Below are 24533 nucleotides of genomic sequence, written 5' to 3'. Positions count from 1 at the left end.
GCCGGACGCGGCAGGCAGGCGAACGCCTTCGGCACCACCATGCCCGCCGCGGCCGGGACGCGCACCGGCGGAGGGAGAGCCCGCGACGGGACGGCCGGCCCGGCCCGCCTCAGCCCGCCCCGCTCAGGTGGCACAGCAGCAGGCACACGTCGTCGTCGCGCTCGGAGTCGCTCAGCAGGGGCTGCAGGATGCCGTCGGCCACGCCGTCCAGATCCGCCGCCAGCTCCGCCGAGCCGAATCCGCCGAGCGCCGCCGCCAGGCGCTCGATACCCGGGTCTATGCCGTGGGCCCGCCGCTCGACCAGGCCGTCGGTGTACAGCGCCAGCGTCGCCCCGGGGCTCAGCCGCACGGTGTGGTCGGCGATCTCCTGCTTCAGCGGGATGCCGAGCATCGCGCCGGGCTTGGCGTCCAGGGTGTGCACCCGGCCGTCGGCGGTGCGCAGCACCGGCGGCGGATGACCGGCGGCGGCCCACGTCAGGGTCGGGTCGCCGGGCTTGAACCGCGCGATGACCGCGGTGGCGTACAGGTCCGGCTGGAGATGGTGCAGGAAGTTGTGCAGCCGGGTCAGCAGCCGGCCGGGACTGCCGCCGTCCACGGCGTAGGCGCGCAGCGCGGTGCGCAGCTGGCTCATCATCACCGCCGCGTGCAGCCCGTGCCCGGTCACGTCGCCGACGACCGCGATCACGCTGCCGTCGGGCTGGCGGAAGGCGTCGTACCAGTCGCCGCCGATGTTCAGCCCGTACGTCGCCGGCAGGTAGCGGGCGGCCAGGTCCAGGCCCGGCGTGGCGGGCAGGTCCGTGAGCAGGGCGCGCTGCAGCGTCTCGGCGATGTCCCGGTTGTGTTCGAAGCGCCGGGCGTTGTCGATCGCGGTGGCGGCCCGCCGGGCCAGCTCGATCAGCATGACCGCGTCGTCCGGGTCCCAGCGCTCCCCGGGGGGAGTGAGCGTCAGCACGCCCAGCGACGTCCGCCGGGCCGTCAGCGGGATGCACAGCAGGGGCCGCTCGGGGGCGAGCGCCGAGGGCGGCTGGTCGTCGACGCCGGGCAGGCCGCCCGGATGGCCGGCGGCGTACTGCGGACGTCCGGTGCGGGCGGCGACCACCGCCGCGGCCGGATACGGGGCCGACCGGTGCCCGTCCGCTCCCGCGTCGACGTGGTCGGTGTTGTCGAACAGCCAGACGTCGGCACTGCCGGCGTACTCGGGCACCAGCACCTCGGCGAGGCGGCGCACGATCTCGTGGTGGTTCAGCGACGCCGTCACCACCGCGCTCGCGTCCGCGAGGAACGTCAGCCTGCGGCGGGCGCTCTCGGCCTCGTTGCGCGCCTTGCGCTCCGCGGCGAACGCCTCCCGCTGGGCCCGGCCCGCGGCGTCCAACTCGGCGTGCAGCGCCACGACACCCTGGTTGGTCTGGTGCAGCTCCTCCCGGTGGAAGGCGACCAGTTCCTCCTGTTCGGTGAGCTTGTCCAGCACCAGGGCCGTGTCCTCGTCGGCGCCCAGCAGCGCCTCCGCCAGCGCCGCCGGGTCGTCGTCCGCCGCGGAACCGGCCCCGGTGTCCTGCGCCGCCTCCGGGCAGGTCACCGTGGTCCGCCACGCGGGCGCCCCGGCGGCGCACGCCTCCGGCGAGGGCGTCACCACCGCGTGCAGCAGGCGCTCCGTCCCGGTGGACGTGTCCTCCTCCAGCGTGAGCCGCCACGTACCGCCCTTGGTGAGGCACTGCCGCAGCTGGGCGCTGAGCGAGGCCGTGAGCCGGGTGCGCTCCAGGGGCGGCACCCCGTGGGCGGCGGCCAGCCGCGCGGTGGCGATGCGGGCCCGTGCCGCGTCGGTGACGGTGGAGATCTGCCAAGTACGCATCATGGGCGGTCCGGCGGGGTCGGGGTCAGCACGGCCACGGCGGTGTCGTCCCGCACCGGGCGGGCGGGACTGCTGGCGTCGCGTATCGTCACGGCGGCCGCCACCGCCGGGTCGGCCGCGGGCCCCGGGCAGAACTCGGCCGGCGGGACCCATCGGCTGGGCAGGCCGTCGCTGTGCAGGATCAGCAGCCGGTCCTCCGCCCAGACCACCTCCTCCTCGCGCACGGTCGCCGGCCGGTGCACGCCGACGATCCCGGGCCGGGACACCAGCGTCCGCCAGCCGCCGCCCTCGCACAACCGCGCCCCCACGTTGCCGATCCCCGCGAACCGCAGCCGGCCCGCGCGGACGTCGACCTGCGCGAGGGCCACGGCCGCGCCGCGGGTGCCGCCGAGCACCGCGTCCAGGTGCCGCAGCACCTCGGCGGGCGTGCGGTGGGCCGAGCCGCGCAGCGCCTCCACCGCGGCGGCCGAGGCGCGGGCCGCCTCCGGACCGTGGCCCAGTCCGTCGGCCAGCATCAGCGTCACCCGGTCCCCGGACCGCACCCACGCCCAGGCGTCACCGGAGTACTCCGCCCCGCCGAAGGGGACGTTGATCCCGCCGGCCCGGACCCCGGCCGGCAGCCCCGCGCCGCGTGGGGCGGTGGCGGCGCCGATCCGGGCCAGCGCCACCGTGCCCCGGCCCGGGACGCTGTGCAGGCCGAAGTCGTCGGCGACGCGGCGGCACGTGCCGAGCCCGGCACCGAGCGAGCGGGCCGTGGAGAACCCGTCCCGCAGGGCGGCGGACACGTCGGCGATCCCCGGACCGTGGTCGATCGCCGTTATCTGCACCACTCGCGCACCCTCCCGGCCGTCGGCCGGGACGGGCGGGTCCACGAGGTCGACGAGGAGCTGGCCGCCGTCCGCGTGCTTGAGCAGGTTGGTGGCGAGTTCCGTCGCCACCAGCGCCGCCGCCGAGGTGCGCGACTCGTCCAGCGCGGCGGCCGCCGCCGCCTGCTCGGCGGCGACGCGGGCGTCGCGCACGCGCGTCGAGTCGTGCACCGGGACGTCCCATACACGCGGCATCAGTGCTCCTCACGCGGCCGCGGCGGCTGGACCGTCCAGGAGGTCACCCGCACGGTCGTCCCGGCCCCCGGGGCGGTCTCGATCGCGAACTCGTGCACCAGGCGCCGGGCGCCGCCCAGCCCCATGCCCAGGCCGCCACCGGAGGTGTACCCGTCGCTCAGCGCCCGCTCCACGTCCGTGATGCCCGGGCCCTCGTCGCGGAAGGTCAGCCGCAGCCCGCGTACGCCACGGCTGAGCAGCGCCTCCGACTCCATGTGGCCGCCGCCCCCGTGCACCAGGGTGTTGCGGGCCAGCTCGCTGGCCGCGGTGACCAGCTTGGTCTGGTCCACCAGACCGAAGCCGAGCTGGGCTGCCGCCTGCCGCACATGCTGACGCACCCACACCAGATCCATGTCCGACCGGATCGACAGGCGGGCCTGAACGCCCGCGTCCGTCGACATCACGGACTCTCCCGGCGCACGCCCACGCGGGGCGAGCCCTGTGTGAGCAGGTCCATGGCCACCTCGGTGCTGAGCGCCGTGTGCAGCCCGGGCAGCGTCAGGCCCAGCTCCACCAGGGTGATGGCGACCGCGGGCCGCATGCCGACCACCACCGTGCGCGCGGCCAGCAGCGAGGCCTGCGCCGCGATCTCCGCCAGCACCCGGCCGAGGAACGAGTCGACGATCTCCACACCGGAGATGTCGATGATCACGCCGGTGGCCCCGCTGCGCGTGATGGTCTCGGCGAGGTCCTGCTGCAGCTGCTGCGCCGTGCTGTCGTACAGGTCCCCCTGGAGCGTGACCATGAGGACGTCACCGAGCCGCAGGACCGGCACATGTCCCGCGCCCGGGCCGGGGAACGCCTCGCTCACCGCTGACCCGCACCGTTCGCCGTGGAGCCCACGATCTCGGCCCCGAGCTGGTGCAGCGCGTACTTCAGCGCGTCGGCCAGGCCGGCCCGGGTGATCACCGTCCCCAGGTCCAGGCCCAGGTGGACGATGGTCTGGGCGATCGCGGGACGGATTCCGGAGACGATGCACTCCGCGCCCATCAGCCGGGCCGCCGCGACCGTCTTCATCAGGTGCTGGGCGACCAGCGTGTCGACCGTGGGCACCCCGGTGATGTCGAGGATCGCGAACCGCGCCTGCTGCTCGACGATGGCCTGCAGCAAGGTCTCCATCACCACCTGGCTGCGGGCGCTGTCCAGCGTCCCGATTAGCGGGACCGCCACGATGCCGTCCCACAGCTTGATGACGGGCGTGGCCACCTCCAGCAGCTGCAGCCGCTGCCGGTCGATCAGGGCCTCCCCCTCGCTCAGCGCCGTCTGCATGACGACCACCCGCAGCGTGCCCATCAGCACGGTCAGCGTGGTGGCGCACGCCCGGATGTGCTCGGCCGGGGCCTCGCCGAGTTCGCTGAGCAGGAGGTTCTCCACGGGCGGGCGCAAGGTGGCCAGTTCGCTGGACACCTGGGCGGCGGTCAGGCCGGCGCGTCCCCGGGCGGCGCCCATCCGCGCCAGCTGCTCGCGCACCCCGCTGAACCCGGCGGCGTCGGGGTCGTCCACCCGTCCGGTGTCCGCGACCTCGGCCAGCGCGTCCACGACGGCCTTGCCCGCCTCCACCGCCTCGTCCCGCGAGACGGTGAACACGGAGCGGAACAGCGGCTCGTCCGCCCACCGCTGGGCGATCTGCTCACGGTGACGGCGCAGGAATTCCCTGACCGCGTGAGTCGGCGTTTCGAACGTGTCCTCCGCCGTGTGCTCCGGCACCTGCTTCACTCCTCATCCACGTTGCGTCGCACCGAACCGTTTCAGGCAACGGGACGGCTGTGTGACTCTGCCGGCCGACCACTGTAATCACCCCTCCACCTCGGACGACACCTCGTCCCTCGGAGACGGTCCGGCCGGGCGGCACGAGGGGTGGCCGACGTCGCGACGCGCGTCCGGGAAGGAACAGCGGTCCGGGCGGGCGGCGGCCGGCCCGGTTCAGGCGTCCGGCCCGGACACCGGGCCCCCCTCCGGCTCCGGCACGGGCCCCTGGTCGACGAGGGCGAGCGCGTCGTCCACGGTCTTGGAGACGGGCACCGTGATGCTCACCCCGGTCAGGTCCAGGATGCGCTGCACGGCCGGCGTGGGGCTGATGATGTGCACGCTCCCGGGGATCTCCCGGACCTCCTGGTACACGCGCAGGATGATGTTCATGCCGGAGGAGTCCATGAACGGAACCTCCGACAGGTCCAGCAGGAAGTGCCGCCGGCCGTGGTGGAGCTGGTTGGCCAGGTGGTGCTGGAACTCCGTCGCCGTATCGACGTCCAGGTAACCCCGCACCGTGAGCAGCGCCACGTCCTCCCGGGGCAGCGTCACCTCGACGGACAGCGGATTCTGGGCAATGGGCACGAGTACCTCCAACAGAGCGGACGGCCAGGGCCGGTGACCCCTGCGGTGTTCCGCAGGCGTTCCTCACCGCGCCCGGGCGGATACCCCCTGATCCCCGTCTCATGCCCGCCGACCGGGTGGCGGGCGCCGTGACGCCCGCCACCCGGCCGGCGGGCCCCGGTCACCCGACCCGGATGCCCACGATGCACGTGTCGTCGTCCGTGTCCGACCTGCTGTAGGTCAGCAGCCGGTCCAGCTGCTGGTCCAGGGTGCTCGGCGCCGTACGGGCGGTCGTCAGCAACTGCGTCAGGGACTCCTCCACGGAGCGGTCGCGGCGCTCGATCAGGCCGTCCGTGTACATCAACAAGGTGTCCTTGGCGGCCAGTTGCAGCTCCGCCTCCTCGTACGAGGCCTCCGGTACCGCTCCGAGGAGCATCCCCTTCACCAGCGGCAGCGGAGTCGCCTGCGCCCCCCGGACCAGCACGGGCGGCAGATGGCCCGCCCTGGCCCACCGCAGCGCCCGGGTGGCCGGGTCGTACAGTCCGCACACCGCCGTGGCCGTGACGGCGCCCGTCAGGTGGTGCGCCACCATGTTCAGCCACGACAGCAGCTGCCCCGGCCCGGCGCCGGTCACCGCCAGGCCGCGCAGCGCGTTGCGCAGGACGACCATGCTGGTGGCGGCCTCGATGCCGTGCCCCGCCACGTCGCCCACGCTCAGCAGCACCAGCCCGGACGGCAGGTGCACGGCGTCGTACCAGTCGCCGCCCACCAGCTGCTCGGTCTCGGCGGGCCGGTAGCGGACCGCCACCTGCAGCTCGGGCAGCTGCAGCGGCGTCTGGGTCGGCGGCATGATGGCGCGTTGCAACTGCAGTGTCAGCCGGCTGCGTTCACTGGCCTGCTGCTCGGTGTGCGCCAGCTGGTCACGCGTCGCGGCGAGCGCCACCTCGGTCCAGTGCTGGGCGGAGATGTCCTGGTACGCCCCACGGACGAGGAGCAACCGGCCGTCGGTGTCCAGTACCGGCTCGGCGACCACCCGGATGTGCCGGGTCACCCCGTCCGGCCGCTGCAGCCGGAACGCCGCCGACGCCGGCCGCCGGTGGTGCAGCAGGGTCCGCAGGAACCGGCCGATGGTGACGGCGTCGTCGGGGTGGGCGTACGAGGGCAGCTCCTCCAGCGGAACCGGCGTACTGGTCTCCGGGCGCCCGTACAGGTCGAACAGCTGCCCGTTCCAGGTGATCTCCCCGGTGAGCAGGTTCTCCTCGAAACCGCCGATACGGCCCAGGCGCTGGGCGTGCTGGAGCAGGCTGGCCAGCCGTGCCGTCTCGTCCTCGATGCGCCAGATCAGCAGGACGGCGTTGCCGTGCCGGCTGATGCTGATGTCCGCGACAGCCGACAGCGGTACCTGGTCCACCAGCGCGGTCAGGTTCATGCGGCGGGCCCGGAACGGCTCGCCGGTGGCGTACACCCGCTCCACCCGCTGGAACAGCTCGCTCTCCCCGGCGGCCATCGGGTAGGCCTCCAGCAGCAGCGCCCCGTTCACCACCGCGCGCGACCGTCCGGCCGGGTCCAGGAAACGGTCGTTGACGTGGTGGATGCGGAAGTCCGCCAGGTTGCCGGCGGCATCCAGGTGCGGCACCAGGACCAGCGCGGGGTCGTGCAGACCGTCGGCCAGGTCCATCAGCTCCGCCGCGTCCGGCAGCACCCGCGGCTCCTGTGCGGCGCCGAGCGGTGGGCTGTACGTCTCCAGGGTGTGGGCGCACAGCTCCGCCAGGGCCTCCACCTGCCGCACGACCTGGGGCGGTTGCGGTTCCAGCGGCTCGGGCCAGGCGATCTCCAGGACGCCGTGGATGCGGCCGCCGGTCCCGGCGGGCAGGGCGACCCGCCCGCCGTCCGGGTACCGGTGCCGGCCCACGCTGGGCAGCCCGGTCCGGTCGAGCGAGGTGATCCACTGCCCCTGGCGCTCGGTCAGGCCGCGCCGGGCCACCGTCGCCACGTCCGGCGGCACGTACCGCCAGCGGGCGGCCTCGGCGGGGGAGAAGCCGGCGCTGCCGGCCAGGGTGAGCGACCCGTCGGCGCCCGCCGCCCAGATCGCCACGGCCACCGCGCCCAGGGGGCGCAGCGCCTGCTCCAGCAGGGCGTCGGCGACGGCCTGCGTGTCGTCCGCCGCCAGCGCGCCGCTCTCCGCCGCCCGCAGCCGTACGGCGGCCGACTCGGCCTCGGCCTCCGCGGCCTCCGCGGCGGCGGTGGCCGCGAGGAAGGCGTCCGTCACCTCCGCCACCCGGTCCCGGGCGGCCTGGTTGATGACGTCGACCGCCAGCTCCAGCGGCGTCACCTGGGCCTGCTCGGCCAGCTCGGCCAGCTGCCGGGCGGCCTGGGCCGGACCGCACCCGAGCCGCTCGACCAGGATGCCCTTGGCCAGTTCGATCAGGGCGCGCCCCTCGGCCTCCGCCTGTGCGGCCCGCACCTCGCGGCTGAGCCGCTCCACCGTGGCCGCCAGCCGGCCCACGGGGGAGAGCGGGGGGATGCCGAAATCGGCGGACGGGTCGCCGGGAACGGCGGACGGGTCGCCGGGAACGGCGGACGGGTCGCCGGGAACGGCGGACGGGTCGCCGGGAACGGCGGACACCTCCGGCGGGAAGGACGTCCCGGAGGTTTCGGACGCCCTGGACACGGTGGCCTCGAACCTCGGCTCGCCGCCGACCGGTTCGCTCGGATGCTCGGAAATACTCACGCTCTGACCGCTCCTCGGCTGCGGGGCGTCACGGCTCGCGGCGCGGGGCGCCGCGGGCCGCCCGGCCCTCCGGTGTAGGGGACGGGGGCCGGGCTCATGCGGGCAGCCAGCGCCGGACGCAGGCGATGAGGTCACGGGTGTCCACGGGCTTGGTGACGTAGTCGCTCGCACCCGAGGCCAGGGACTTCTCCCGGTCGCCGGGCATCGCCTTCGCCGTGACCGCGATGATGGGCAGCTCCGCGTACTGCGGCATTCTGCGGATCTCCGCGGTCGCCGTGTAGCCGTCCATCTCGGGCATCATCACGTCCATCAGGACCAGCGCGACGTCCGGGTTGTTCACCAGGGTGTCGATGCCCTTGCGCCCGTTCTCCGCGTGCAGCACCCGGAAGCCGTGCAGTTCGAGGATGCCGCTGAGCGCGAACAGGTTGCGCGCGTCGTCGTCGACGACGAGGACGGTACGGCCGGACGGCGAGGCGTCGACGGGCTGCGGCACCAGGCGCTGCGGCTCCTCGGGGCGCACCAGCGACAGGACGTCCCCGGGCTCCTCGGCGGACAGGTGCAGCGCGATGCGCTCGCGCAGCTCGTCGAGGCTGGAGAGGAACTCCAGCGCCCCGCCCGCCGCCCGCGACCGCAGGCTCTCCTCCAGGGCGGCGTCCGCCCGGTGACCGCTGTGCACGAGGACCGGCACGCTCGCCAGCGCCGAGTCGCCCTCCAGCGCCTGGAGGAAGCGCGACGCCTCCTCGTCCGGCATGCCCAGCTCCAGGACCACGCAGTGGCAGGGATCGGCGGCCAGGGCGCCCGCCGCCTCCTGCGCGCCCACGGCGGTGATGATGTCGACCGGGGGCCGGGCGACCGTGTCGTCCCGGCCGTGTGTCAGGTCCGCCACGACGCTCTCCGCGACGAGGGTGAGCAGACCGCGCGGCCGTTCCTCCACGACCAGCAGCCGCCGGGGGCGCTGCCGCGGCCCGGCCGTGACCTGGGGCGCGACCACTTGGCCGACGAGCACGTCGGCGGGCGCGTCCGCCGGTTCCTGCTCCAGTACGTGGCTGCGGCCGAGCAGTTCCTCGAAATCGGGCCGCGCCACGGGCAGGAACAGGGTGAAGGTGCTGCCCTGGCCGGGCGTGCTGTCCACCGTGACGGCGCCGCCGAGCAACTGGGCGATCTCCCGGGTGATGGACAGGCCGAGGCCGGTGCCGCCGTACTTGCGGCTCGTGGTGCCGTCCGCCTGCTGGAACGCGCCGAAGATCGTCTCCAGGTGCTGTTCCGGGATGCCGATGCCGGTGTCCTTCACCCGGAACGCCACCACGGCGCCGCCCCGGAGCACGCCGTCCGGCACCTCGTCGTCCGCTGCCGGCTCGATGCGCAGCTCCACGCCGCCCCGCTCGGTGAACTTCACCGCGTTGGACAGCAGGTTGCGCAGCACCTGCCGCAGCCGGGAGTCGTCGGTGAGCAGGTCCGCGGGCGCCCCGGGCGCGGTGGCGACCGTGAAGTCCAGTCCCTTCTGCGTCGTCATGGGCCGGAAGGTGGCCTCGACGTACTCGATGAGCTGGCGCAGCGTCACCCGCTCGGGCGCCACGTCCATCTTGCCCGCCTCGACCTTCGACAGGTCCAGGATGTCGTTGATCAGCTGGAGCAGGTCCGAGCCGGCGGAGTGGATGATCTGCGCGTACTCCACCTGCTTGGGGGTGAGGTTGCGCGACGGGTTCTGGGCCAGCAGCTGGGCGAGGATGAGCAGGCTGTTGAGCGGGGTGCGCAGTTCGTGGCTCATGTTGGCCAGGAACTCCGACTTGTACTTCGACGCCAGCGACAACTGCTGGGCGCGGGCCTCCAGCTCCTGCCGCGCCTGCTCGATCTGGAGGTTCTTCGCCTCGATGTCCCGGTTCTGCGCCACCAGCAGCGAGGCCTTCTCCTCCAGTTCGGCGTTGGAGCGCTGGAGTTCCTCCTGCTGCACCTGCAGCTCCGTGGACCGTGCCTGGAGTTCGGAGGTAAGGCGCTGCGACTCGGCCAGCAGCTCGTCGGTGCGGGCGTTGGCGACGATCGTGTTGAGGTTGACGCCGACGGTCTCCATCAGCTGGGCCAGGAAGTCCTGGTGGATCTCCGTGAACGGGGTGACCGAGGCCAGCTCGATCACGCCGAGCACCTGGCCCTCGACCACGATGGGCAGCACCACCAGCGCGGTCGGCACCACCTCGCCGAGGCCGGAGGAGATGGTGACGTAGCCGGGCGGCAGCTCGTCCACCGTGATGGTGCGGCGGCTGCGCGCCGCCTGGCCGACCAGGGTGCGGCCGAAGGCGATGCGGGTGGGCCGCGTATCGTCCTCGGGCCGCCCGTAGGAGCCGACGAGCCGCAGCTCCGGGCCGTCGTCGCCGTCCTCGGCGAGGTAGAAGGCGCCGTACTGCGCCGACACCAGCGGCACCAGCTCGTCCATGATCAGCTCGGCGACCACGGGCAGGTCCCGGTGGCCCTGCATCAGGCTGGAGATCCGGGCGAGATTGGTCTTGAGCCAGTCCTGCTCCTGGTTGGCCCGGGTGGTCTCGCGCAGGGACTCCACCATGGAGTTGATGTTGTCCTTGAGCTCGGCGACCTCGCCGGACGCCTCCACGGTGATCGAGCGGGTCAGGTCGCCCTCGGCGACGGCGCTGGCGACCTCGGCGATCGCGCGGACCTGCCGGGTCAGGTTGCCCGCCAGCTCGTTGACGTTCTCCGTCAGGCGCTTCCAGGTGCCGGAGACGCCCTCCACCTCGGCCTGGCCGCCGAGCCGTCCCTCGGTGCCGACCTCGCGGGCGACGCGGGTGACCTCGTCGGCGAAGGCGGAGAGCTGGTCGACCATCGTGTTGATGGTCGTCTTCAGTTCGAGGATCTCGCCGCGGGCGTCCACGTCGATCTTCTTCGACAGGTCGCCCTTGGCCACGGCGGTCGTCACCAGCGCGATGTTGCGCACCTGGCCGGTGAGGTTGTTGGCCATCGAGTTGACGTTGTCGGTGAGATCCTTCCACGTCCCGGCCACGTTCGGCACGTGCGCCTGGCCGCCGAGGCGTCCCTCGGTGCCGACCTCGCGGGCCACCCGGGTCACCTCGTCCGCGAAGGCCGACAGGGTGTCGACCATCGTGTTGATGACCCCGGCCAGCGCCGCGACCTCGCCCTTGGCCTCCACCGTGATCCGCTGCGACAGGTCGCCGCGGGCCACGGCGGTGGCGACCTGGGCGATGGAGCGCACCTGGCCGGTCAGGTTGGACGCCATCACGTTGACGTTGTCGGTGAGGTCCTTCCAGGTGCCCGACACCCCGCGGACCGTCGCCTGCCCGCCCAGGTTGCCCTCGGTGCCGACCTCGCGGGCGACGCGGGTGACCTCGTCGGCGAAGGCGGAGAGCTGGTCGACCATCGTGTTGATGGTGTTCTTCAGTTCGAGGATCTCGCCGCGGGCGTCCACGGTGATCTTCTGGGAGAGGTCGCCCTTGGCCACCGCCGTGGCGACCTGGGCGACGTTGCGGACCTGCGCGGTGAGGTTGCCCGCCATGAAGTTCACGGAGTCCGTCAGGTCCCGCCAGGTGCCCTTGACGCCCTTGACGTCCGCCTGCCCGCCGAGCCGTCCCTCGGTGCCGACCTCGCGGGCGACGCGGGTGACCTCGTCGGCGAAGGCGGAGAGCTGGTCGACCATCGTGTTGATGGTGTTCTTCAGTTCGAGGATCTCGCCGCGGGCGTCCACGGTGATCTTCTGGGAGAGGTCGCCCTTGGCCACCGCCGTGGTGACCTGGGCGATGGAGCGGACCTGGCTGGTGAGGTTGCCCGCCATGTGGTTCACGGAGTCCGTCAGGTCCCGCCACACGCCGGCGACCCCCGGTACCTTGGCCTGGCCGCCGAGGCGCCCCTCGCTGCCGACCTCGCGGGCGACGCGGGTGACCTCGTCGGCGAAGGCGGAGAGCTGGTCGACCATCGTGTTGACGGTCTCCTTCAGCTCCAGGATCTCGCCGCGGGCGGGCACGTCGATCTTCTGGGAGAGGTCGCCCTTGGCCACCGCCGTGGCCACCTGCGCGATGTCCCGGACCTGGGTGGTCAGGTTCCCGGCCATGGCGTTGACCGAGTCCGTCAGGTCCGCCCAGGTGCCCGAGACCCCGGGCACCTCGGCCTGGCCGCCGAGCGTCCCCTCGGTGCCGACCTCGCGGGCCACCCGGGTCACCTCGGAGGTGAACACGGACAACTGGTCCACCATGCCGTTGAAGACCTTGGCGATGTCGCCCATCAGCCCGTCGGCCTCGTCCGGCAGCCGGGTGCCGAAGTCCCCGTCCCGTACGGCCGTCAGGCCCGCCAGGAGTCTGCGCAGCTCCTGGTCGCCCGGCACCGTGCCGGCGGTGTCGCTGGTCATGCGCGCCCTCGTTCCGCTCCCCAGGAGCCCCCGGGGGACCGGGAGCTCGGAACTGTGCCGGACCGATCCGGAACCGGCAGATCGTGCGCACGTTTCCGCAGTTCACAGATGTGCGCGACGAAGAAATACGCCAGAGGCTAACCCACGCGGCGGGTACGGACAAAGCGCGGTCTCCTTGGAGCACTCCGGGAGGAAAAACGGGTCCGTTCGCGCATGACCCGCGGGAGAAAGGGCACCCGACGGGGTTCCGGCCGCCGCGTCCACGGGGCCGGGCGGGCCGCGGACACCGGCGCACGCCGGGGCGTCCCGGAGCGCCGAAGCGCTCCGCCGCCGTGTCGGCGCGCGATCCGAATGCGGATGCGAGAGCCGGGTATCAGGGAGCTGTGGAGCCGCCGGGCGGGACCCGCCGCCCGGCCGCTGTCGGCACAACGGGAGGGAAGCAGCAGTTGCCCATGGACAGCATCTGGTCGTACCGGCCGCACAGCGGCCACGTCGAGGGACAGGACCTGACGGGCTGCACGGTCGTCGCCGACGACGGCACCATCGGCCATGTGGACCGGGAAGCCGATCCCTACGGCATGCGGCACCTCGTCGTCGACACCGGCGTCTGGGTCTTCGGCCGGAGCGTTCTCGTGCCGGTCGGGGCCGTCACGGGCATCGACACCGAGGACCGGAGGATCACGCTGTCCTGCACCAGGGCGGAGGTCAAGGCCGCTCCCCGCTTCCGGACCGACAGCGAGACCATGGACCGTGCGTACCTCACGGCGGTGGGCGACTACTATCACGGATTGCCGCCTCGGCGGACCTCCGCGACCTGATGGGACCGGGCGCGGTACGACACCCCGGGACGCCGGACGTCGCCGGGAGACGTGAGCGGCAAGGGTGACACGACGGCCGGCGCGCACCGCGGCGGCCGCGACCTGGACGTCCGGAGAACTCACCGGTGCACGGGGAGCGGAAACGGGGACACGGCAGACATGGAACCAACCGACGGGACCGCCGCGGCGGCATCCGGCGACGCGCCGGTGAGGACCCCGGTACGGGGCACGGTGGACAGTGCGGCGAGCGCGCGGGCGTACGCCCGGTCCGTGGTCGACGCGGAATGGGACGCGGCGGGCCGTCCGGCGTGCGAGCAGGACGTCATCGACCTGCTGCTCGTCGTCTCGGAACTGGTCACCAACGCGATCCGGCACGGCGGCGGACTGGCCGGCTTCGAGGCGTGGGCCACCTCCGACGGCGTGCGGATCGCCGTGCGCGACCACAGCGCGGTCGTCCCCGAGGCCGCGCTCGGCGCCGCCCCGCTGCCCACCGGGCACCGCGTCAGCGGATACGGCTGGCCGCTCATCGTCCGCCTGGCGCGGGAGATCTCCGTCGACCGGCGGCCCGGGGGCGGCAAGACGATCAGTGTGCTCGTGCCGATCAGGCCCGCCGGGTCCGCCTGACCCGGCCGCCGGCCCGTGCCGGTCCCCGCTCCCGCCGGCGGTCTCACCAGGGGAGGAACACGTGGATGTCCTTGCCCTGCTCGTGGGTGACGACGCTGACCTGGTCGCACAGCGTGTGGATCAGATGCCAGCCGATGCCGCCGCCCCCGCTGTTCGGGTGGAAGGAGCGAGGCGCCGGCGGGGTCGGGCTCGTGTCGTGCATCACCACGTGGACACCGTCGAAGGTCCGGCGCAGGGTCAGCTCGAAGGGGCCCGGTGCGTACTGGATCGCGTTCGCGGCCAGCTCCGTGACGACCAGGAGGATGTCGTCCCAGTGCTCGGGGGCCGACGGCGGCGACACGCGTGACAGGTCGTAGAGGAACTCCTCCGCGACCAGACGCGCGCCCGTCACGTTGTGCAGCTCCCCGGCGAAGCCGGCGGTGCGGCTCGTGATCTCCTCGGAAGTCAGTGTCTTGTCCCAACGCGGCTCGGCTGCCATCTCGCCTTCCAGGCCCGGCATCAGCAGGGCAGTCGTTCTTTCCCTTGCGTCCCCCTCGTCTGCTAGTTCCCGTGTCGGCGGAGCCTACGCGCCTGTCGACTCCCCGTGACGGCCGCGCCACTCACGGCTGCCGGTCCCCGCAGGTCACCGCCGTCCCGCCTTTCCCACAGGTTCCCCGCGCACCGGGCCCGGCACGCGAATTCCCGTGAATACGCCGGGAATACGCCGGGAATACGCGCGGTGCGCACGGGCACCCGAGAAGTGGCGAACACATCGGGCGCGCCCCGCCGAGGGGGCGCGCCGCCGCTTCCCTTCCCCGACACAGGGAGATTCTGATGACGGGTTACGGCAGTTCCCCTGCCGCGTCCACCGGGTCGCGCACCAACGGACTGGCCATCGCGAGTCTGGTGTGCGGGATCATCGGGCTGTTCCTCTTCAACGTGGTCCTCGGGCCGATCGCCATCGTCCTGGGCGTCGTCGGCATGCGGCAGGCACCGGCCAGGGGCGGTGCGGGCATGGCCAAGGCCGGGATCGTCCTGGGCGTCGTCGACCTGGTCCTCTTCCTCGTCCTGATGGCGGTGGCGGCATCCGGCGGCTTCACCTGGTACGTGGGCGGCTGACCGCCCCCGGCCGGTCCCTCACCGGTCCCCGCGGAACACGTCGTCCGGCTCGTCCCACCGTGCCGGACCCCTTCGGCCCGGCCGGCTCCCGCCGGCCGGGCCGCGCCGCGTGCGCACCGCACCCGACGGATACGGACTGTGACGGCGCCGGCGGCACCGGATCAGGCCCGGACGGCCCGGAGCGGCGGAAGTGCCCGCCTGCCGGTGATCCCGTCCGGATCGGGGGACCCGGACGGCATGAGTTACACGAATCCCGATCCCGAACCCGAGCGCACCACCGGCCTGGAGCCGGGAGGCGGCGTGCCGCCCGGCGAGACCCCGCCCGGGGAGAGCAGCATGTCCGAGGCGGGCCCGCGCGAGGTGCACAATCCCCCCAAGGGCTGGGCCAAGGCGCCGCTGGCCCTGATCCTCGGCCTGACGGTCCTGGTCGCCGCCTTCTTCCTGGCGTACGCCCTGGTCCTCATCTTCTGAGCCCTCCCGGGCTCCCCCCGGACCGGGCCGGACGGCGGGACGTCAGCCCCGGGTGCGGCGCACGCACTCGGTCACGACGTCCCGCAGGCTCCCCGTGCGCTCCAGCAGCTCCCGCTGGACGCGGGCACCGTTGCCGTGCCGCAGCAGCCCGGCGGCGGCCTCCCGGACCCGGTCGAGGTCGCCGGAGGCCTCCAGTGCCTCCCCGACGTGCTCCAGCAGGGCGCGTACGACCGCCTCCGCGGGCATGCGCCGCATGGTCGCCGGGTGGAGCAGTTCCTCCGTCAGGCCGGACCGGGCGGCCCGCCAGGCGGCGAGCCGCAGCAGGCTCACGCCGGGGTCGGCGGGTTCCCGTCCCTCCCGCCACTCCCGCGCCGCCGTGTCCACCAGGGCGCGCGCCAGGGCCGCGACGAGGGCGGCGGTGTCCGCGTCCAGGCAGACGTCGGCGACCCGGAACTCCACGGTCGGGTAGCGCTGGGAGAGCCGGACGTCGAAGTAGACCATCGCCTCGTCGAGGATGGTGCCGGTGGCGACCATGGCCGCGATCCGCCGGTGGTAGCGCTCCGCCGACCCGAACAGCTCGGTGGGGCCGGCCGAGGGCCACCGTTGCCAGACCCGGCTGCGGTAGCTGCTGTACCGGCTGTCCTTGCCCTGCCAGAAGGGGGAGTTCGCGCTCAGCGCGGCCAGCACCGGCAGCCAGGGCCGCACCCGGTCGATGACGGCGACGCCCTCCTCGTCGGACTCCACCGACACGTGCACGTGGCAGCCCATGACCAGTTGCTCCTGGACCACGACGCCGTACTGCTCCTCCATCCACCGGTAGCGGCGGCCCATGCCGACGGCCGGGGTGACGGGCAGCGGCGAGGTGGCGAGCGCGGCGACCGCGCACCCGATCTCCCCGGCGTGCCGCGCGGCCTCCCGGCGGCAGCGGACGATCTCGGTGTGCAGACGCTCCATGTCCGCCTGAGGGTGCGTGGCGAACTCCAGCATCTGATCGTGGAGCTCCTCCTCGAACACGTCCTGCTCACCGGGGCCTTGCGCGGCCCGGGCGAGCACGGCGGCGGACATCGCCCGGGGTTCTCCGGTCTCGGGATCGACCAGGAGGAGTTCCTCCTCCACTCCGACGGTGCGCAACGTGAGGCCGCCTTTCTGTGATGCCCTGCTCGCGGCGACGACGAGGTTTTCGCCGGTCGTACGACCCCGCCTGCCCCGTCGGGACCGGTCGGACACCTGGTCGCGCCGCTCGGGGTCACAGCACGGACGGCACCAGCCACACCGTGGCCAGCGGCGGCAGCGTGAGCCGCAGCCTCCCTTCCTCCGGCTCGGCCGGGTGGGGGTGGGTGACGCCGCTGCCGCCGTAGTGCGCGGCGTCGGTGTTGAGGACCTCCTGCCAGGCGATGGCGTCGTCGCCGACGTCGAGCCGGTAGTCGTGGCGGACGACGGGGGAGAAGTTGGACACCGCCAGCAGCGGGGCCCCTTGCGCGTCGAAGCGCAGGAACGCGAAGACGTTGTCCTCGGCGGCGTCCACCGCCACCCAGCGGAAGCCGCCGGGGTCGGTGTCGCGCTGCCACAGCGCGGGGGTGGCGCGGTAGACGGTGTTCAGGTCGCGCACCAGGTCCCGCACCCCGCGGTGGTCGCCCGCCGAGTGGTACCCGTCCTCCAGCAGCCACCACTCCGGGCCCTGCTTCTCCGACCACTCGGCGCCCTGGGCGAACTCCTGCCCCATGAACAGCAGTTGCTTGCCGGGGTGGGCCCACATGAAGCCGAGGTAGGCGCGCTGGGTGGCGCGGCGCTGCCACCAGTCGCCCGGCATCTTGGACACCAGGGCCCGCTTGCCGTGCACGACCTCGTCGTGGGAGATCGGCAGGACGTAGTTCTCGCTGTAGGCGTACACCATCGAGAAGGTCATCTCGTGGTGGTGGTACTTGCGGTGCACCGGCTCGCGGGCGATGTACTCCAGCGAGTCGTGCATCCAGCCCATGTTCCACTTGAAGCCGAACCCGAGGCCGCCGGCGTCGGTGGGCCGGGTCACCCCGCCCCACGCGGTGGACTCCTCCGCGATCGTCACCACGCCGGGGCACCGCCGGTAGACGGTGGCGTTCATCTCCTGCAGGAACGCCATCGCCGCCAGGTCCTCCCGGCCGCCGTACACGTTCGGCTCCCACCGGCCGGGCTCGCGCGAGTAGTCCAGGTAGAGCATCGAGGCGACGGCGTCCACGCGCAGGCCGTCGATGTGGAACTCCTCGCACCAGTACACGGCGTTCGCCACCAGGAAGTTGCGCACCTCGGTGCGGGCGAAGTCGAAGGTGTACGTCCCCCAGTCCGGGTGCTCGGCCCGCCGGGAGTCCCCGGGCTCGTACAGCGGGTCCCCGTCGAACCGGGCCAGCGCCCAGTCGTCCTTCGGGAAGTGCGCCGGCACCCAGTCCATGATCACGCCGATGCCGGCCCGGTGGAGGGAGTCGACCAGGTACCTGAAGTCGTCCGGCGAGCCGAGGCGGGCGGTGGGCGCGTAGTACGACGTCACCTGGTAGCCCCAGGACGGGCCGTAGGGGTGTTCGGCCACCGGCATCAGCTCGACGTGGGTGAAGCCGAGGTCCTTGACGTACGCGGGGAGCTCCTCGGCGAGCTCGCGGTAGGTCAGTCCGGGCCGCCAGGAGGGCAGGTGGACCTCGTAGACCGAGAACGGCGCCTGGTGCAGGGGCGTGTCGCCCCGGTGCCGCATCCAGTCCCGGTCGCCCCACTCGTAGTGCGACGCCGTCACCACCGACGCCGTGTTCGGCGGCTCCTCCGCCCGGCGCGCCATCGGGTCGGCCTTGAGGAACCGGTGCCCGTACCGGGAGGTGATCTCGAACTTGTACCGGGTGCCCTCGCCGATGCCGGGCAGGAATAGTTCCCACACGCCCGACGCGCCGAGGGACCGCATGGGGAAGGCGGTTCCGTCCCAGTGGGCGAAGTCCCCCGCGACCCGCACCCCGCGCGCGTTCGGCGCCCACACCGTGAACCGGGTGCCGGTCACGCCCTGGTGGGTCATCGGTTCGGCGCCGAGCGCCCGCCACAGTTCCTCGTGCCGCCCCTCGCCGATCAGGTGCAGGTCGAAGTCGCCGAGGGCGGGCAGGAACCGGTACGGGTCGTGCACCTCGTACTCGGCGTCCCCGTACGCCACCGCCAGGGTGTACTCGGGGATCTCCGCCAGGGGCAGGACGCCGGAGAACAGCCCGTCCTCCTCCGGCACGAGGGGGTGCCGCTCGCCGCCGAGGACCACGCTCACCGCCCGGGCGAAGGGGCGCAGCGCCCGGAAGGCGATGCCGCCGGGCACCGGGTGGGCGCCCAGCAGGGCGTGCGGGTCGTGGTGGGCGCCCGCCAGCAGGCGCCCCCGGTCGGACGGGTCCAGGGGAGGAGCGGTCCCCACCGGCCCGGAGGCGGTGGGGGCGGGGCCGGACGGCTCGGGGAGCGAGGTGTCGCGCAGGGCCACGGTGTCAGTCTCCTCTCACGGCGAGTCGTTCGATCGCCGCCATGGGAACGGGAAGCCAGTCGGGGCGGTGCCGCGCCTCGTACAGCACCTCGTACACGGCCCGGTCCGTCTCGTAGGCCCGGAGCAGACCGTGCTTCTTGCGGGGGTCCCACCCGGCGTGGGCGGCGTAGCCCGCGCAGTAGGCCTCACGGCAGCGGCGCGCCCATTCCGGACGCCAGGGGCGGCGCTGGCGGGCGGCGTAGTCGAAGGAGCGCAGCATGCCGGCGATGTCCCGCACGGGGGAGTGGGCGCTGCGCCGCTCGGACAGCGGGCGGGACGGCTCGCCCTCGAAGTCGATGACGAACCACTTCCGGCCGGCCCACAGCACCTGCCCCAGGTGCAGGTCGCCGTGGATGCGCTGGGCAGGGGGTCCGACGTCGCAGGTGGCGAGCGCGGCGAAGGCCGCCCGCAGCCGGGGCACGAACGGCTGGAGCGCGGGCACGCAGTGCGCGGCGGCGGTCAGCCGCTCGGTCATCGCCGCCGCCGTCCGCCCGTTCTCCCCGGGGGCGCCGGCCGGGAAGGCGGAGGCCAGCGCCAGGTGCACCTCCGCCGTCGCCTGCCCCAGTTCGTAGGCCTGCGCGGTGAAATCGTCACCCGAGGCCAGTGCGTTCAATGCCAGCGTCCAGCCGTCGGAGGCGCTCGGCAGGAACGGCTGGAGCACCCCGAGCGTCGCCTCGTGCGGATGGGTGGTGCGCAGCCACGCCACGGGTGCCGGGACCCGGTCGCAGCCCTGCCGGGCCAGCGCGCCCGGTACCTCCAGGTCCGGGTTGACGCCGGGCTGGATGCGCCGGAAGAGCTTCAGGATGAACTCGTCGCCGTACACCAGCGAGGAGTTGGACTGCTCGGCGTCCAGCAGCCGCGGTACCAGTCCGCCCGGCACGGGCCGGGACGGGTCGCACTCGAAGCGCAGCGGGCCCGCCTTGCCGGGGTGCCGCAGCCGCTCCAGCAGCAGTTGGGCCGCCCGCGGGTCGTGCAGCGCGTCGTAGACCGTGCGCCCGGCCAGCGAACCCTCCAGCACCTGGCCGATGACCGCCCTGCCCAGGCGCGGCGCGGGATGCTCGCGCACTCCGAGCAGCAACTGGTAGCAGTCGCCGGCCGGGAGAGCGCCGCCGGGCGGGGGCACGGTGCCGTGACCCGCGTGGACCAGCAGGTGCAGGCAGCCGGGGAAGAGCTCGGTCGTCGACAGCAGGCCGAGGTCGGTGACGGGCCGGTCCTTGCCCGCGAACCAGCGTTGTCGGGGCAGCCACTCGCGCAACAGCTCGCAGAGCGACACCATCGGCTCGGCGGGACGGGTATTACGCGGACGCAGGGATGCGGTCTTCGGCATGGTGACGCGTCCTTTCCTCGGCCTGTGCCGTTCACAGCCGGCGGCCGATGCGGGATGCGACTCGGGTGAGCCGGAACCAGTAGAAGCCGTGGCCCCCGAGGGTGAGCAGGTACGGCAGTTCGCCGATGGCGGGGAAGCGGACCCCGCCGAACAGCTCGACCGGGTGACGGCCGGCGAACTCGCGCAGGTCGAGTTCGGTGGGCTGGGCGAACCGCGCGAAGTTGTTCACGCACAGGACCAGGTCGTCCTCGTACTCCCGCAGGAAGGCGAGCACCGCGGGGTTGGAGGACGGAAGTTCCCTGTAGGTGCCGAGACCGAAGGCCGGGTTCTGCTTGCGGATCTCGATCATGCGGCGGGTCCAGTGCAGGAGCGAGGACGGCGAGGCCATGGACGCCTCGACGTTGGTCACCTGGTAGCCGTAGACCGGGTCCATGATCGTCGGCAGGGTGAGGCGGCCGGGGTCGCAGGTGGAGAAGCCGGCGTTGCGGTCCGGGGTCCACTGCATCGGGGTGCGCACCGCGTCGCGGTCGCCGAGCCAGATGTTGTCGCCCATGCCGATCTCGTCGCCGTAGTAGATGATCGGCGAGCCCGGCAGGGACAGCAGCAGGGCGGAGAACAGCTCGATCGTGTGGCGGTCGTTGTCGAGCAGGGGCGCGAGGCGGCGGCGGATGCCGATGTTGGCGCGCATGCGGGGGTCCTTGGCGTACTCGGCCCACATGTAGTCGCGCTCCTCGTCGGTGACCATCTCCAGGGTCAGCTCGTCGTGGTTGCGCAGGAAGATGCCCCACTGGCAGCCCGAGGGGATGGCCGGGGTCTTGGCGAGGATCTCCGAGACCGGGTAGCGGGACTCGCGGCGCACCGCCATGAAGATGCGCGGCATGACCGGGAAGTGGAACGCCATGTGGCACTCGTCGCCGCCCGAGGTGAAGTCGCCGAAGTAGTCGACGACGTCCTCCGGCCACTGGTTGGCCTCGGCCAGCAGCACGGTGTCCGGGTACAGCGCGTCGATCTCGCGGCGGACCCGCTTGAGGAAGGCGTGCGTGGCGGGAAGGTTCTCGCAGTTGGTGCCCTCGGCCGCGTACAGGTAGGGCACGGCGTCCAGCCGGTAGCCGTCGATGCCCAGGTCCAGCCAGAAGCGGAGCGCGGCGAGGATCTCCTCCTGCACGGCCGGGTTCTCGTAGTTCAGGTCCGGCTGGTGGGAGAAGAACCGGTGCCAGTAGTACTGCTTGCGGACCGGGTCGTACGTCCAGTTCGACGCCTCGGTGTCGACGAAGATGATCCGGGCGTCCTGGTACTGCTTGTCGTCGTCGGCCCAGACGTAGTAGTCGCCGTAGGGGCCGTCGGGGTCCTTGCGGGACTCCTGGAACCACGGGTGCTGGTCGCTGGTGTGGTTCATGACGAAGTCGATGATCACGCGCATGCCGCGCTGGTGGGCGGCGTCCACGAACTCCACGAAGTCGGCGAGGTCGCCGAACTCGGGCAGGACGGCGGTGTAGTCGGAGACGTCGTACCCGCCGTCGCGCAGGGGGGACTTGAAGAAGGGCGGCAGCCACAGGCAGTCGACGCCGAGCCATTGGAGGTAGTCGAGCTTGGCGGTCAGGCCCTTGAGGTCGCCGACGCCGTCGCCGTTGCTGTCCTGGAAGGAGCGGACGAGGACCTCGTAGAACACGGCGCGCTTGAACCACTGCGGGTCGCGGTCCTTGGCCGGGGTGTCCTCGAAGGTGTCCGGGACGGGTTCGTTCACGGTCATGACAGTCCCGCACCTTCCTGGTGGCCGGCGGCGCCGGACGGCCGCCGGACGTGGAAGACGTGCGCCGGGGCCCGCCCGGGTTCGAGGCGCACGTAGTTGGCCTTGCCCCAGTGGTAGGTCTCGCCGGTGAGCTCGTCGCGCACCGGCACCGACTCGTGCCATTCCAGGCCGAGTTGCGGCATGTCCAACGAGACCGTGGCCTCCTGGGTGTGGTGGGGGTCGAGGTTGACGACCACCAGCACGGCATCGGAGCCCGTGCGCTTGCTGTAGGCGAGGAGCGCGTCGTTGTCGGTGTGATGGAAGCGAAGATTCCGTAGCCGGTGCAGGGCGGGGTGGGTGCGCCGGATGGTGTTGAGGCGGGTGATGAGGGGGGTGATGGTGCGGCCCTCGCGTTCGGCGGTGTCCCAGTCGCGGGGTTTGAGCTGGTACTTCTCCGAGTCGAGGTATTCCTCGCCGCCCTCGCGCAGGGGGGTGTTCTCGCACAGTTCGTAGCCGCTGTAGATGCCCCAGGAGGGGGAGAGGGTGGCGGCCAGGACGGCGCGGACCTCGAAGGCGGGGCGGCCGCCGTGCTGGAGGTAGGCGTGGAGGATGTCGGGGGTGTTGGCGAAGAAGTTGGGCCGCATGTACGCGGCGGCCTCGCCGGTGAGTTCGGTGAGGTAGTCGGTCAGTTCCCGCTTGGTGGTGCGCCAGGTGAAGTAGGTGTAGGACTGCTGGAAGCCGATCTGGGCCAGGGTGTGCATCATGGCCGGGCGGGTGAAGGCCTCGGCCAGGAAGATCACGTCGGGGTCGGTGCGGTTGACGGCGCCGATGACGCGTTCCCAGAAGACGACCGGCTTGGTGTGGGGGTTGTCCACGCGGAAGATCCGCACGCCGTGGCCCATCCAGAACCGCAGGATGCGGCAGGTCTCGGCGACCAGGCCGTCCATGTCGGCGTCGAAGGCGATGGGGTAGATGTCCTGGTACTTCTTGGGCGGGTTCTCGGCGTGGGCGATGGTGCCGTCGGGGCGGTGGTGGAACCACTGGGGGTGCTTGTCGACCCAGGGGTGGTCGGGGGAGCACTGCAGGGCGAAGTCGAGGGCGATCTCCAGGTCCAGTTCGCGGGCGCGGGCCACGAAGCGGTCGAAGTCCTCGATGGTGCCCAGGGCGGGGTGGACGGCGTCGTGGCCGCCCTCGGGGGAGCCGATGGCCCAGGGGACGCCGACGTCGTCGGGGCCGGCCGTCAGGGTGTTGTTGCGGCCCTTGCGGTGGGTGGTGCCGATGGGGTGGACGGGCGGGAGGTAGACCACGTCGAAGCCCATCGCGGCGATCGCGGGCAGGCGGCGGGCGGCGGTGCGGAAGGTGCCGTGGGGTTGTTCGGGGGTGCCCTCGGAGCGCGGGAAGAACTCGTACCAGGCGCCGTACAGGGCACGCTCGCGCTCCACCAGCAGCGGCAGCGGCTCGCAGGAGGTGACCAGCTCCCGCAAAGGGTGCCGGGCCAGCACCGCGTCCACCCCCGGCGTCAACGCCGCCGCCAGACGGGCCTCGACCGGCAGGGTGTCGTCGCGCAGCGCCGCCGCCGCGGCCTGCACCACGGCACGCCCCTCGGGGTCCGGCACGCCCGCGGCGGCCCGCTCGTACAGTTCGGCGCCCTCCTCCAGGACGAGACCGGCGTCGATCCCGGCCGGCACCTTGATGCGCGCGTGGTGGCGCCAGGTGGTGACCGGGTCGCTCCACGCCTCCACCCGGAAGGTCCAGTGGCCCTCGGTCGTCGGGGTGACCTCCGCGCCCCAGCGGTCGGTGCCCGGCGCCAGCTCCCGCATCGGCGTCCACGGCCCGGGGCGGCCCTCGGGGTCCTCCAGTACGACGTTGGCGGCGACCGCGTCGTGCCCCTCACGGAACACGGTGGCGGTGACCTCGAACGTCTCTCCCGCCACCGCCTTCGCCGGGCGCCTGCCGTACTCCACGACCGGCCGGACGTCCCGCACCGGGATACGGCCCGTCTCCCGCGTCGTACTCGTCGGTCCCATCGGTTCTCACCTCCGCCGTGCTCGCGGCCGGGCTCCTTCGCGCCCGGCCAGGGGGTCAAGCTGCGCCGGAGGGGTTCCTGCTCCCCGCCGGGGAATGCCGGTCCGCCGTCGGCGGCCCCCGTCTGGCGGCAGCCGTCGTACGGGGCCGCCTCCTCCGCTCCTCCGCATGGGTGACCGGGTCCGTCCGCAGATACCGTTCGGCGGCGTTCGCGGCCTCCCGCGCGCACCGCTCCCCCAGGAGCGCGCACAAGGCGTACCCCGAGTCCTCGAAGGCGGCCCGCACCGCGCGGTCGGCGGGGGAGGCCAGCATCATGCGCTCCCACGCCCGGTAACGCCGCAGCTGTCGGGCGACCTCGGCCTTCGCGGGTAGCAGCATGGTGCCGTTCACCTTCCGGAACCCGGTGGACACGTTCCCGGCGATCGGGCGGTGGCCGCGCGGGGGCGGCTCCGTCACGGGCGATCGAGTTCCTCACACATGGTGCACGGGTGATGACCCAGCGTCTTGTTGGATCTTCAACTACATGGGGCGGCCGCATGGTCCGCTCGTGTTGCACGAACGGACTACAGCTCCCACT

General features: G+C 72.9%; 19 protein-coding genes. 4 read left to right on the top strand and 15 right to left on the bottom strand.

The features are described from left to right. Positions 1-109: 109 nt before the first annotated feature. From ACSU6Z_RS01550 to ACSU6Z_RS01515, 8 genes are all read right to left on the bottom strand, one after another. Positions 110-1852 (bottom strand): PP2C family protein-serine/threonine phosphatase, encoded by a 1743-nt coding sequence (locus tag ACSU6Z_RS01550; RefSeq protein WP_437042093.1) that lies wholly within the window; start codon positions 1850-1852, stop codon positions 110-112. Continuing rightward, complete coding sequence (locus ACSU6Z_RS01545; protein ID WP_437042091.1) at positions 1849-2910, bottom strand: SpoIIE family protein phosphatase; 1062 nt, start codon at positions 2908-2910, stop codon at positions 1849-1851. Before ACSU6Z_RS01545 ends, ACSU6Z_RS01550 begins: the two co-directional genes overlap by 4 nt. Beyond that, positions 2910-3350, bottom strand: coding sequence for an anti-sigma regulatory factor (locus ACSU6Z_RS01540; protein ID WP_437042089.1), 441 nt, complete (start codon positions 3348-3350; stop codon positions 2910-2912). Before ACSU6Z_RS01540 ends, ACSU6Z_RS01545 begins: the two co-directional genes overlap by 1 nt. After that, on the bottom strand, positions 3350-3760 hold the full coding sequence (locus ACSU6Z_RS01535) for an STAS domain-containing protein (RefSeq protein WP_437042087.1): 411 nt from the start codon (positions 3758-3760) through the stop codon (positions 3350-3352). The genes ACSU6Z_RS01540 and ACSU6Z_RS01535 overlap by 1 nt, the downstream gene beginning before the upstream one ends. After that, positions 3757-4656, bottom strand: coding sequence for an STAS domain-containing protein (locus ACSU6Z_RS01530; RefSeq protein ID WP_437042085.1), 900 nt, complete (start codon positions 4654-4656; stop codon positions 3757-3759). Before ACSU6Z_RS01530 ends, ACSU6Z_RS01535 begins: the two co-directional genes overlap by 4 nt. Before the next feature lie 216 nt (positions 4657-4872). Then, positions 4873-5283, bottom strand: coding sequence for an STAS domain-containing protein (locus ACSU6Z_RS01525; RefSeq protein WP_437042084.1), 411 nt, complete (start codon positions 5281-5283; stop codon positions 4873-4875). Between the two features lie 160 nt (positions 5284-5443). After that, positions 5444-7993: a SpoIIE family protein phosphatase gene (locus ACSU6Z_RS01520; protein WP_437042082.1), complete on the bottom strand. Its 2550-nt coding sequence runs from the start codon at positions 7991-7993 to the stop codon at positions 5444-5446. Between the two features lie 94 nt (positions 7994-8087). Continuing rightward, positions 8088-12356, bottom strand: a complete 4269-nt coding sequence (locus tag ACSU6Z_RS01515) for a HAMP domain-containing protein (protein ID WP_437042080.1) — start codon at positions 12354-12356, stop codon at positions 8088-8090. Positions 12357-12808: 452 nt separating this feature from the next. On the opposite strand from ACSU6Z_RS01515, the gene ACSU6Z_RS01510 reads away from it, so the two are divergent. Both ACSU6Z_RS01510 and ACSU6Z_RS01505 read left to right on the top strand, forming a co-directional pair. Next, positions 12809-13174, top strand: a complete 366-nt coding sequence (locus ACSU6Z_RS01510; RefSeq protein ID WP_437050140.1) for a PRC-barrel domain-containing protein — start codon at positions 12809-12811, stop codon at positions 13172-13174. A gap of 159 nt (positions 13175-13333) precedes the next feature. Next, positions 13334-13798: an ATP-binding protein gene (locus ACSU6Z_RS01505; protein ID WP_437042078.1), complete on the top strand. Its 465-nt coding sequence runs from the start codon at positions 13334-13336 to the stop codon at positions 13796-13798. 43 nt (positions 13799-13841) lie between these two features. Here the strand turns inward: ACSU6Z_RS01505 and ACSU6Z_RS01500 are convergent, their stop codons facing one another. Next, the gene (locus ACSU6Z_RS01500; protein WP_437042077.1) at positions 13842-14276 is read right to left on the bottom strand and encodes an ATP-binding protein; all 435 of its coding nucleotides are present in this window, start codon (positions 14274-14276) and stop codon (positions 13842-13844) included. A gap of 335 nt (positions 14277-14611) precedes the next feature. Between ACSU6Z_RS01500 and ACSU6Z_RS01495 the strand changes: the two genes are divergently transcribed. Together ACSU6Z_RS01495 and ACSU6Z_RS01490 are read left to right on the top strand one after the other, a co-directional pair. After that, entirely contained in the window at positions 14612-14896 is a 285-nt protein-coding gene (locus ACSU6Z_RS01495) for a DUF4190 domain-containing protein (RefSeq protein ID WP_437042075.1), read from the top strand. 237 nt (positions 14897-15133) lie between these two features. Next, entirely contained in the window at positions 15134-15367 is a 234-nt protein-coding gene (locus tag ACSU6Z_RS01490; RefSeq protein ID WP_437042073.1) for a DUF6480 family protein, read from the top strand. Positions 15368-15409: 42 nt separating this feature from the next. Here the strand turns inward: ACSU6Z_RS01490 and ACSU6Z_RS01485 are convergent, their stop codons facing one another. The 6 genes from ACSU6Z_RS01485 to ACSU6Z_RS01460 all read right to left on the bottom strand — a co-directional run bounded on the left by ACSU6Z_RS01485 (position 15410) and on the right by ACSU6Z_RS01460 (position 24334). Further along, positions 15410-16498, bottom strand: coding sequence for a glutamate--cysteine ligase 2 (locus ACSU6Z_RS01485; protein ID WP_437042070.1), 1089 nt, complete (start codon positions 16496-16498; stop codon positions 15410-15412). A 115-nt stretch (positions 16499-16613) separates the two neighbouring features. After that, positions 16614-18836 carry a 1,4-alpha-glucan branching enzyme gene (gene glgB, locus ACSU6Z_RS01480; protein ID WP_437042068.1) on the bottom strand — a complete coding sequence of 741 codons (2223 nt, stop codon included), beginning with the start codon at positions 18834-18836 and terminating at the stop codon, positions 16614-16616. 4 nt (positions 18837-18840) lie between these two features. Further along, entirely contained in the window at positions 18841-20202 is a 1362-nt protein-coding gene (locus ACSU6Z_RS01475) for a maltokinase N-terminal cap-like domain-containing protein (RefSeq protein ID WP_437042067.1), read from the bottom strand. A 31-nt stretch (positions 20203-20233) separates the two neighbouring features. Next, the gene (gene treS / locus ACSU6Z_RS01470; RefSeq protein WP_437042065.1) at positions 20234-21952 is read right to left on the bottom strand and encodes a maltose alpha-D-glucosyltransferase; all 1719 of its coding nucleotides are present in this window, start codon (positions 21950-21952) and stop codon (positions 20234-20236) included. Then, entirely contained in the window at positions 21949-23958 is a 2010-nt protein-coding gene (locus ACSU6Z_RS01465) for an alpha-1,4-glucan--maltose-1-phosphate maltosyltransferase (protein ID WP_437042064.1), read from the bottom strand. The genes treS and ACSU6Z_RS01465 overlap by 4 nt, the downstream gene beginning before the upstream one ends. Positions 23959-24013: 55 nt before the next feature. Continuing rightward, positions 24014-24334, bottom strand: coding sequence for a DUF5133 domain-containing protein (locus ACSU6Z_RS01460; RefSeq protein WP_437050139.1), 321 nt, complete (start codon positions 24332-24334; stop codon positions 24014-24016). Positions 24335-24533 lie beyond the last annotated feature (199 nt).

The organism is Streptomyces sp. enrichment culture (genome assembly GCF_964273145.1).
Taxonomy (GTDB): domain Bacteria; phylum Actinomycetota; class Actinomycetes; order Streptomycetales; family Streptomycetaceae; genus Streptomyces.
Note: the sequence above shows the minus strand (reverse complement) of the source record. Positions and strands in the feature narration are given on the sequence as shown.